This is a genomic window from Filimonas lacunae (assembly GCF_002355595.1).
Lineage (GTDB): Bacteria > Bacteroidota > Bacteroidia > Chitinophagales > Chitinophagaceae > Filimonas > Filimonas lacunae.
Window position 1 is genome coordinate 5,113,040 of the sequence record NZ_AP017422.1, and the last position, 12,327, is coordinate 5,125,366.

At 40.3% G+C, this 12,327-nt stretch carries 4 protein-coding genes; all 4 read right to left on the reverse strand.

Annotated elements, in window-relative coordinates:
- Positions 1-39: 39 nt before the first annotated feature.
- Complete coding sequence (locus FLA_RS20105; RefSeq protein WP_076379276.1) at positions 40-1,752, reverse strand: autotransporter outer membrane beta-barrel domain-containing protein; 1,713 nt, start codon at positions 1,750-1,752, stop codon at positions 40-42.
- A gap of 500 nt (positions 1,753-2,252) precedes the next feature.
- Positions 2,253-2,927 (reverse strand): IS1 family transposase, encoded by a 675-nt coding sequence (locus FLA_RS32085; RefSeq protein ID WP_076379278.1) that lies wholly within the window; start codon positions 2,925-2,927, stop codon positions 2,253-2,255.
- A 202-nt stretch (positions 2,928-3,129) separates the two neighbouring features.
- Complete coding sequence (locus tag FLA_RS20120) at positions 3,130-3,483, reverse strand: hypothetical protein (protein ID WP_076379279.1); 354 nt, start codon at positions 3,481-3,483, stop codon at positions 3,130-3,132.
- A gap of 9 nt (positions 3,484-3,492) precedes the next feature.
- A complete protein-coding gene (locus tag FLA_RS20125; RefSeq protein WP_076379280.1) occupies positions 3,493-12,303 on the reverse strand; it encodes an RHS repeat domain-containing protein in 8,811 nt (2,936 codons plus the stop codon).
- Positions 12,304-12,327 lie beyond the last annotated feature (24 nt).

The following is a 12,327-nucleotide window of genomic DNA, read 5'->3' on the forward strand; positions in this document are numbered from 1 at the left end:
GTTAAGGGTGTTGTGTTTTGTAAACAGCTTTTACGACAATCAATTTTTCTCCTTTTCCAGCACTGCCAATTGTTTAGCCTGCTGTGCCATCAATTTGTTCTGTTCTATCATCAGCAAGGTTAATTCCTCTATCTTTTTTAACAGAACGGCAGTGTTATCTCCCAAATCAACACCATCAACGGCTGCTGTAGCTGCATCCGGCACTTCCGGCAAATGACCATTCATTTTTATAAAGGCAGCAATCTTTTCAACAGACCATTTTTTATAAGATGCAGCAAACACATAGTCGGGCCAGTCAGCTGACAACTCCGTAATCTTTATTCGCTGTCCCAGCATGGTACCATTTACAGAAAGCTTTTGCGTAGGATTAGTAGTACCTATACCTACATTACCGGATTTAGTGGAGAAATATACATCACCAGTAACATTGTGAAAAGCGATATTCTTTCCTTGCAGGTTTAACAGGTTAGGATTATGATAAAAACCAAATACATTACCTGTTGCACCAGTTACCTGGTTAATTATTGGTACCGACCTTACCGTATAAAAGCTGTCTGCTGTTTTACTTTTATAAATGCTGCTGTTGGAGAGTGCTGCAAAACTGTTATTGCCTTTGTTAGTGGTAACAGAAGCTATAAAACCAGCGCCTCCCGGCAAATCTGCCCTCACATAATCGCCATCCACATAACCCGTTCCTGCATTGGGCTTTTCAGCGCTTACCACCACCCCAAACACTTTTCCATCCTGACCTACAGTAATATCCAGGAACAGATTAGTACCCGACCCTCCGGTTGCAGGCACATTCGTATACCTGCCAATACGATAGTTAGAACCTGTATTGACAAGAGTTACATCACCAATAGTGCCCGGAATAATATTCTGACGGGAAACAAACGAACTCCCCGTTGTATCATTATATCCGTACTCCCTGAAAACATTATCTACGAAAGATTGATTAAACTGACCCACATTCACCATACTGCCTGTAGCCCCGATACCTCCACTGGCTGTAGTTTGAAAAGTGCCCCTGGATGAACTAAGTAGTGGCATATCAACAACACCACTATCCATACCCATTATATAATTGGTATCCAGTTTAAAAGCCCAGTACGCTTTTTGAGAATTCCGCCAGGCATACCCAAATGATAGCGCGTTTTCCGATGCCTGTGTATCATTTCTAAAAAGCGTCTTCAACTGATACACTGGCATATAAGCATTTTCAAATCCCCATTCATTAACACCTGGGGTAATAGCCAACGGTGCATTTTTAATGTCGTATAAATTGGCGCCGGAAACATCTGTAATAAATAAATTAAAAGATCCGGCAATAGTACCGCCCACTAATGTTATCGGCACATTCACCACATCACTAACACGATAGCCCGATCCTCCATTTACAATCGTTGCTTTGCCAGCCAGCGCCCCTGCCGTGATGGTAAGAGAAATTACCAGCCCAGTACCTGTTCCCGTAACATTGGTAGGAGAAACGGAGTATGTACCCACTGCTGCATTGGGATAAGTGGCATCAAGAATCATGGTTACTGCCCCTACCCGGTTATACTCAGGTCGTAGGGTAAGTATGGGAGACACCGCGTTGGCCGCTGTAGTAATTACTGCTTTGTTAATGTTAATGGGATTGGTGGTGATGCTGCCATTTGTGGTGACCGACTGTAGCGTTGGCTGTTCGGTTTGACTTATTGCCGGCAGCCATGGCGCAATGGCTGCTGCCAGCACCAGATATAGCTTTTTCATACTGAAGAGTTAAGGGATAAAGGATTGTTCCTATAAATTCTATGCAAAGATAAGTAATCACTCTGGGTCTATAAAGCAACATGTGTTCATAACAGATTTATGCCTGTACCTTCTTATGAACATCATGCCCTGCAATATACTGTACCTGCTTTTTATTATGTTTACGGAGCAGCTTAATATTACACAGCTCCGTATGTATACTGCATTCTGTATAACTGGATTGCTGCCCTTTAATTCGTTCATAATGGTAAATAATGCATTCCTGGCATTACAATCAAACAGTTTCTCCTGGTCTGGTGGTAATAGCTCCAGGTAACTGTGTAATCCTATTACCAGCTTTGCGGATAACAAAACCCCTTCATTATTCCTTTTGGTTCCATTTATGCTCACCCTACCCTCCCTGAGCTTTATATTCTCCGTCTCGCTTATATCCTGTGTTCCATTTCGATGAACTTTTGGCCGAAGCTTTTACCTGACCAGGATTTGTATGGTTCACCTCTTCAATGAACCTTGGGTGAACTTTTGCCCCACATATATAATTTCAAGCAGGCTTCAAGCATTACAGCGCTTCTACTGAAACAAATCCCCCTTCTTACTAGCCGCTTCAAATGAGTTCTTAACGTTAAGTTCATTCGCTCTATCCTGTTAGTCATATATTGAAAGGTACGGTGAACACTTCGTGGCACTAAAGATTTGTAAATATTTAATCTATCCGTATAAATTTTGGCTGGTGCTACTAACAAGAGCCTTCTTATTAATCCGCCAATCTGTTCTTTGCTGCGCGAACCAGTAATAAAATCAAACACCTGCCTCGTTTTCCTGTTGATTGCGTATACAATATAACAGGCTGTATTTTTACTGCCGATAAAAGTATACATCTCATCCACCTCATAAGATTCGTGAGAAGAAGAAAACATAGGCCTTGTCACTTTAGAGGCGGCCCTCAGAACTAACATTTGAACTGAGCTTTTAGGTATTTGCAAAATACGTGACATAGAACTTATTCCCACGCATTCATTATTCAATAACCGCACCTGCTGTTCTGTATGTAAAGTATATCGGCGGATGCGATAAAGACTCCGTTGGTATTTACCACATTCTACACAACGATACTTTTGAACAGTCTTATACCATCCTTTTTTGATGCAGACTCCCTGACAATACTTACATTTCATGAGCAGGTGACAAAGTGTACACGAGGGTTTATTAAACTCAATAATAGTGGGCTTTCCGTGACAATAAACTATAAAAGATACGTAGGCACACACCTTATTTTACCAGACAAAAATAAGGGAGCCGATTGATTATCAGCTCCCTTACAAATTTATAAATCACGCAGGTGACGTTGTGTACACTACCCAGGTGACGTTTTGTACATTACCCATTACCCCTCTTTCTTTCACCCCATAAAATGATCAAATGTATTAATATAAATAAAAAACAAGTCACACCAAAATCACCTCGATAAAATATTAAATACCAAAAACAAGTAAACAATATAATTACCAAGCTCGTAAAGAGGTTAGTCGCCTTACTATCTAATTCAAGGAGTTTTGCACAAAAAAAAGTTAATAGAAAGATGACAATTCCTATAGCAAGATAAATTAGAAATCCAACACAAAAAAGAAGATTTAACCGATCATCATTGCCCTTTTTTAAGCCAAAGTAAAAAATTGTACCAATTAAAGTGAGTAAGCCCGGTATAAATATCTTAATTAAAAACTGCTTCATGCTAGGCTTTTATTTTTGAATGGTAAATTTAGTGCCAACTTCTCTTTGATGTTCAGTTGTACGTTCACCCAAATACATTCCATCTGAATCAAACTCGCTCTCAGTAGTTGTATATTTCTCATATTTTTTCTCTTCAGTGAACTTAACTCCTTTAGAAGTTAGGTAATTTTTAGTATTCACTAAATGTGTTTGATAGTCTGTAGAAAGAATGCTTTGTGGAGCATACACATAAAAGCTATTTTCACCTTTTAAATTAGCTAATTCATAATTAATAATCCCTATTAAAGAAACCCTGTTTTTAGATGCATATTCCATCATACTTTTCAAAATTGGCAATGCCTTTTCAAGAGCAGCAGAATAATTAACTTTTGTATCAAATTTCTGAGATAAAACAAATAGAACATCTTTCGCATAGCTTACATACTTTCCATTATCTCCAATTCTGTTATATATCATATCTGGTTCTGACCCAGCAGAAACCAAGTGATCAAATGTATATCCTCCTCCTGCATTATACCAGTGCCCTGCACCATACATTCTATCACCATTTGTAAGTTTAGAATGAGCATAAGTATCTCCAAGTCTGTGCATTAACCTTCCAAATTCTTCAATATTGCTAGCAGGAACAGCTAATAAATCACTTATTGTATTAGCCCTTTCTTCCGTGTGATATCCACCAGTTAAAGAATGTGTTCTAGTTTGCTCGCTTGGACTCGCCCATGTATATCTTTCGTCTGCTCTGTTTCCATGAATATAAGTATCTGGATATTCAGTATAATGTGCTATTTGCTCAGCGTTAGGCAATTGCAAAATAGTTGCCAACAAAAACACTGTCCAGTAGTGGCCATCTGTTTGCCATCTTCCATCTGGGTCTTTATATAGTATCGGATTGTTACCAAAAGACTGATATGGATTAAACCATCCTCTTTTATCAGGATCAGTACTCAACCACCTACCAATCCTAGGATCATAAATCCTTGCGCCAAAATCAACACTATTCCCATCCCCCTTCACCTCATTATCATTCTCCTTACCATTAAACCCATACCTATACCCACCAGCATTATAACTCCTACCCGGCTGCAGCATCCCAAAAGGGTAATAATCCTGCGCACTCACTACATCAGCCGCATAAGAATCCACTGCACTCCCCCCTGCACTCACCTGCAAACGCTTATCCGACACAGTAGCCAGCACATTCCCTAAATGGTTGCTTAACTCAAAGAACTTATTTCCTCTAATATAATCATAATATCGATAACTAATATTCTCATACCCAACTGTAACATCAACATTGTCATGTAAAATACCAAGACGACTGCTGCCATACAAATGTGACTCTGTCCGTGTTAATCTCGCATCATTCACATTTGCGTCACCAGAAGTATACACATTCATCACATTGCCCTGAGCATCCCGTACATACCAGGTGGTAATATTATCACCTGTTGTTTTACTAATTCTGTTACCAGACGCATCATATGAATAGTAAATTTTATCGCCGTTCGCTTTTCTAATGTTTTTTATTTTACCATAAACATTCCAATAAATAGTGTCCTTATTATCATTAATCAGGTTACCGATATGATCATATTGATAATTTCCAGGATTTTGTGTAACAATATCGTTATGATAAACATCCGCAGAATGATCTATAATATGATCTAACTGGTTGGAACCTGTCTTGTAATTATAAGTAAGCAAGTCCATCACATTACCATCAGTAGCCCCAGTCACAGGTGTAGCATTGCGCTGGTAACTGAGAATATTTCCGTTAGGATCGTACGTAATACCTTCATGATAGTCTGTGGTTGGCTGCAAGGAATTCCAATTTGCATTGGAAGCGTAATAGGCATCCATATTAACAAGCCGGTTTAACTGATCGTACTGGTAATTATACCAGATAGGTTTGTTCAGTTTGCCTATGTTCACTCCCATACCGGTAATGTTACCATTATACAGTGGTCGATAATTACTACCCAGCAGGGATTTCACTTGTGCATCTACACTAACAACATTGATTCCTTTATAATCCTTATCATTATAATTTAATACATAGCTAAACGCATCCGGAGCTACGCCAGCAAGTTCCTCTTCGCTTTTTTCAATGTTACTATTACATACAAGTAAGGAAGAGTCAAGCACACTTTCCATTTCTTCCCCATAAGAATCAAATTCTTCGATGAAAGAGATCGATTCGATAGCAGTATATTTAGCCGGACCATTCACAGGACGATTGCTTACTACCAGGTCTTTTATTGCCGAACCTTCCGGACAGCCCGAGCTTCCATCACCATTATCCGTTGAAGGCATGGAAGGATTCACCGTCTTAATCCATCCCTGTAGAGTATACACATAATCAATGCCCTGCAACTTATTTCCTAATTCCAGGCGTGCTAATGGCCCATGTTTATAATAACTATATAAAGCGTCATTCGCCCAATGGATACTATCGCTGCTGGTTTCCACATTCGTTAACCGATTTTCTGCATCATATTGATATCTGTGATAAAATGCATCTTTTGCCCAGCTTTGCGGCTGATAGGCTACATGATTCACCTTTCCGCTGACTAAATCATATTGATACACTATTTTCTTGAACCGGTTACCACCATCAGCCATCGCGCCTATACGATAGTCCTGTAATAAGGTATCTACATTTCCATGAATATCGTAACTGAAATGGGTTGCCGTAGTATACTTATTAGCGATCAGATTATCATTGTTCTCAAAAATGGCAGAGTAAGCCACCCTACTCCTAACATTCTCTGCTGCCAGAACAGTATCAATCAGGCCATAAGGCGCATCATACACCGTTTTTGTTATCTGCTCTTTATGGGAAGCAGCCCTGGCCAACCAACCCGATAAGTGTTGAGTACTCCTGGCAATACTATCTACTACCTTCTCTTCAGAAGCAGTTTGTCCTACTTCGGTAATTCGCCCCAATGGGTCATATAACGTATAACTGAATTTACCTTCCTGTTGCTGTTGTGCATTTTGTGATAGCACCAACCTTCCAAGTGTATCATACCAGAAATGACTGGTTCCGCCATCGGGAGAGTTTTGAGCTACTACCTGGTTTAATGTATTATATCGGTAGTTTGTACCAATGCCATGATCAGGATATTTCTCGCCATTTTTGTTTTGAACCAGGCCATCTACCTCATTCAGCCATGTTGCATTACGATTAGGGTGCGCTTCCCGTGGTGCAATGGTTTTAACAAGGTTACCTGCCTGATCGTAATAGTAAAGAGTGTAATGGTATTCGTTCGCGGAATGCAAAACAGTAAACTTCTCATACTTTGTTGCCTGCAAACACTTAGACAGGTAGGCCGACTCGAACGCACCTCTCAACGAATCTTTGGTTCTTATGAAGATGTCAGTAGCTTTATTAATAGCATAAGACAAACTATCAGAGCAGTCACTTACCTGTGTAAAAGTGGCATTATCCAAAGGCCATACGGATCTGCCACAAAGAACAGGACCTGCATATGCTCCACCGACAGGTTTTGTGACATAACAATTAAGAGTATCAGTTCCTTCATTCAGACTTGAAACAACAATCGAGCTCAATGCAAAGTCAATCGCATCAACACCTGATTGAGTAAATGATGGTACTGCACGCGGAGTGATATTCATACCCAATTCTCCTAATGCAATTGTAGAATCATAACAAAAACTCCTGCCAACGCTATCTAACTTTATCAATAAAGGCTTATCATCGTTACGTCTGGACTTCCCTACTATAGTAATTTCTCCGTCTTCGCCTTCTTTTACATCATATACAACCATATGTCTGTCTGTTCTAACACGATATGTTGTAGTAACGGCATCAAATGTTGCATTTACTTTTGATATATATAAAGAACTATAATTTCCTGCTATTGTATCTGATTGTACTACCAGGTAGCCACCATTCTTAAGACGTACGCCGGACAAGGATAAAGAAGCCGGAGAATTAGGCATTTTATTTAACACCACCCTTGAAACCACATTTCCGGAATCGTTCACTTTAAAAAGACAACTTACATTATTCAAACCACTACCACTTGTAGGTGAACACATGCTTAATACCAGATATCCATCAGATTCCCTGTCAACTTTATAAGGCACACTATAATACAGACCGCTGATTCCTGAAGTTCCCCCAAAAGCATAATAAGTACCCCTGTATGCCACGCCCGTTTCTTTAGACATTTTAAACAACCCGAATGCAGCACCAGGGCTACGATTTGAAATCGCAATAGCTAATGTATCTCCATTTTCGGCAACATATCCGGTTTTTGTGCCGAAATCATTGTCGCCTTCAAAATTGCGCAGCCACTTCAATGAACCATCATTACCTATACGGCCCATTGTATGCGTACCCGTTGTACCATAATTATAATTTCCTACAAACACATAGTCACCACCTGTTAATGCATAGAGATCACGTCCTTGTTCTCCATAATAAGAAATATTACCATCTCTATATGCTTTTTGCCATATCACTTCACCAGACTCACTAAATTTTACCAATAGAAAGTAACTGGAAACATTTTCAACACCCTCCACAATAAAAGAGCCGATTGTTATATACCCTCCATCATTAGTTTTCACAACTTTGTTAAAACTTATCCTTTTATTAAGGTTTACCTCTTTGTACAATTCATAAGTTTTAGCCCATACCACACTTCCTCTGTTATCCACCTTGCTAAAGTATCCAGCTCTATCTGAAATGCCGCGTCCGGTATTTTTATATTCCCCTACTACAATACTTCCTCCATCAGCAGTCCCCATCATGCCATTGATAACAGATGCTGTACCGTCGGCATTATTATACATTCTTAAAAACGTAGTAGACTGCAATTGAGACTCATAAAACGGCCCACTATTCTTACAACTATCAATAAACTGTAAATACTCCCAGGTTTGCTTACTAAAACCAAGATGGTTATTCATGTATTTCTCAAACAACCCATTAGCCGTCTCCTGGATACTATCAATCTGAACAGAATCAGAAGCCACCTTAGGCAAATAAGCCGGATAAATGCTTTTATAATTATTATACACACTATCCACCAAAATACAATCAGCACACACATCACCAGTATAGCATTGTAGCGCTGGCGGCAGTGTGATAGGATTACTTAAAAATGTACAATTGGTATTGGTGCTACTACACATATTCAACAACGCTGTAAGGTTGCTTTCACTGATAGTAGTACCAGCCATACGGGCCAGGAATGCTGAAAAGACTTCACCAGATTTTTTACTAGCATTGTATTTCGATTGCCAATATTGAATTCGTTCGCATTCACAATCAGACGGTTTTGTGTACAAAGGTTTACTATAAGCCTGCTGCTGATTATAAGGTAAAGGATTGGTGAGCACTTCCGCATTACAATTAATAAGCGCAGCATTTGTTACGCCTAAACGCTGGTTGTAAGCAGCTATTACTTCGTCAAAGCTTTTGTAGGTATTCGTGCTATCCGGGCTGATATCCCTTGAACCGTAAGGATGGTTTCCATCAGAGCCTTTTTTACAAACCTTCACCAGCTCCTCTATCATCTCATTCTTAACAGAATTATAGTTGACACAAGGTGCCAGCTGTTTTAACCACATGACAGCATAAGCGCGACAGTTATCATCATAGTATTGGGCTGTGGCTGCACTCACATTCGCTTTGGTTTGATCAGGGTTGGCTGCATTCAGGATGTCAGACAAGCCTTCCTGAGCCATAGCTTCTGAAGCTACAATAAAATTTAAGGCATGGGTGGCAGACAGCACAGCACTGGACGGCTTACCAGCACAATTGGCAGCTGAAACCTGCGCCGCAATAACATCTTTTTTCAATTGTAGGTAAAACTCCCGGAAAGATCTCCAGGCAAGATCTTTATCCCCTTCACACATTTCCGGTCCAAAGGCATTATTTCCATCCTGGTATTTAACTTTACAAGCTTGTGTATTGGTAGAGCCACAAGCGGTTACAATACTGGCAACACTCCATATAGAAACAGCCGTATTATTATCAACTGCATACGATAACATGCCCGCTCTCAATTTGGATTGCAGTGCAGGTATTTTAAATAAAGGATCAATGCTATCCTTTATAGTAAATTTATTATAGGGAGCATCAGTATACCCGATAGGGTTCAGATATCCTCTATTTAAAGCTTCCTGGTAGGTATTAATTTCCTGCATTTTCTTATCCCACAGCATGCTTTCCCGATATTTTTCATATTCAAGCAGCTTACAGTATTCGGGGTGATAAGGTAACAGAGATTCTGCCCAGGAAGCAACAAACTTTGAAGCAAATTCATTTCTATCTAATGCTTGGGGTAATCCTTCCGTATTGGTGGCATTGCTATATACCCTGCTGATAGTTCCATCTAGCTCTCTATACACAATAGAAGAGTTGGAATATATCGGGTCACTATTTTTATTATTGGCGTCAAAATAGAATATAGAGTACGGATCAAGCGTATCAGAAATATTGGCATACTGTCCGGAAGGAGGCGACATATCCAGCAACATGCTGCTACGCACTTTATCAATATCCGTATTGGTATCACACAATTCATTACAGGCAGCCAGTGCATCTTTCCAGGCAACCATTACCTGTGCGGTGTATGTAGCTGTATCCAGCGTTGCTATTTCCGCTTCGGTTGCCACTATACCCGTTTGCAGGTAAAATTTATTTCGAAAAATGGTCCAGCTCCCCATATTGGTTCTGCATTCGTCACAGGTAGGAAAGCAGGTTGATTGCATTTGCAATTCACGCCGCTCTGTGATAATCGAATCCAGGCTTTTACAGGTATTCCTGATAGCAAATACACTATCCCGGTAATAGTCTACTGCATACCTGCTAATAGACAAACGCTTGGTTACCAGGTAACTCCCCTCAGGAAGTCCTGGCAGGGTGAAATTTATATGAAACCCTGCCGGCTTGTTATTACAATCAGTTTGCAGCGTAGGATTATTCGCAAGCGAGAAGTTATGAAACACCGTATCAAAAGCACGCCCTAATTTCTGGTTATTACAATCGTCGGTAATAATAATTTCAAGATCATACAAACAATCATAACAGATAGTATCTCCCACCGTACACGACTCCATTTTGATACGTTCGGGATCAAGCCAATAGTCAAATACATAGTCTGATTGTTTGGTAACAACTAAAGCCTTCTGACTTTCCATTACCAGGTCGTTCACAACGTTACCGGTTGGCCCTCCAATGGTTTCCAGCTGCATGGTATCTTTATTACTACTCAAAGCCTGCAATTGGATGCTATCCGGAACATTTCCGGCTAAGGCAGTAGCAATAGTGCGGCCATGCATATCCAGGTAGGTTACGCTATATTGCCCATTGGCATCACGTACTAAATTTTTTACATAATGGCTGGCATCTCCTACGGCTGTGCCAAACAAGGCATATAACTCATTTTTATCAGGTGCACCACCATAAAAATACCGGGTTTCATGCCCGCTGTTTAATTGATAGTTAGGTCCCAGGCCACCCTGGCGACTTACCCGCCCTGTGTTATCATTGGTATATTCTGTTTGGGTAAAGGGGAACAACTCCGCATCTGGAATGTACCGGTTCATTCCATACTGTTTAGCAGGATTCTGAGGGGAATAATAATTGGAACTCCCTTTTTCAGCAGACATACCCTGCGCCATTGTATTACAATACAACTTTTCGTCCAGCACCACATCATACTTCTCCTTGTCGTATTCTGCACCGTTCAGGCCCACATTAAATCCTCTTGTGTATTTAATGACATTACTTAAAGAAGGAGTTGGCAACACCTGTATCACTGCACGCCCCTGGTAGTCGTAAAAACTTTCTCCTATAATAGTAGTATCAGTGGTGTTGTCTTTGGTTACCGTTTGTCGGTTACGAAGACTGCCATCATAATATTGCACTACCGATTTCCTTTTTCCTTCTTCTGCAAAACTGGTACTTGCCTGCCAGTTTAATCCACGCTCATGTCCTGTAAAAGAAGCGGCACCTAAACCTGTAGTAAAATCACTGCTCCATTTACCTTCCAACCTTCCTGCTCCGGCTTTTATCTGTACAGGACGCACCCTAAAGAATAGCATACCATCCCCATCATACAACAACGGAATTTTATACGAAGTACCAGTAATACTTACCCGGCTGGCATTATTGGTAAAGATCAAAGCAGGATCATAAATATTGTTACTCTTTTTTCCTTTCAATGCAGAAGTATCTATATAACACCATTCCAGGTCATACATATCAATACCTAATACGCCTGCCCAGCTTACTTGTAATTCATCAACCCCGTCAGCAATAACACTATTATAGCTCAATGCTTCTACCTTATCATTATCACACGAAAAAGTAAAAAGCGGCTGCATATCCATACGGGTTTCCAATATCATCACAGGCATTACATCCCAGCTTACGGAGGAAGCTACATTTATCACTTTTGTAGTAACCTCATGTTTATTCCTGGTTACATACGTACTAAGCGCCTGGTATTTGCCCGTTTTGCTATAAGTAACTTTCAGTTGTTTGTCTAAGGAGTCAAGCACCCCGTTCACATCTTTGGAAAGAATACGCACGGTTACCACCAGGGAAAAGCTATCCCGCAGGTAAACAGGTGAATTTTCATCCAATATCAGGCTCACACTATTTTTAATAGGATAATCTGCCAGCATTTTAGCCCTTGCGGCAGCATCAAATACGCCCGCTTCGGAAATGGTACTGGAAGCGCCTGGTTTAATTTCATTAGCGGCACCAGTCAATCTTACCTGGAATATCTTTTCCGTTTGTGCCATAGCAGCATTGGCTATATTCAGCAATATCATTGCGCACAACAGCAGTAGTCTGCT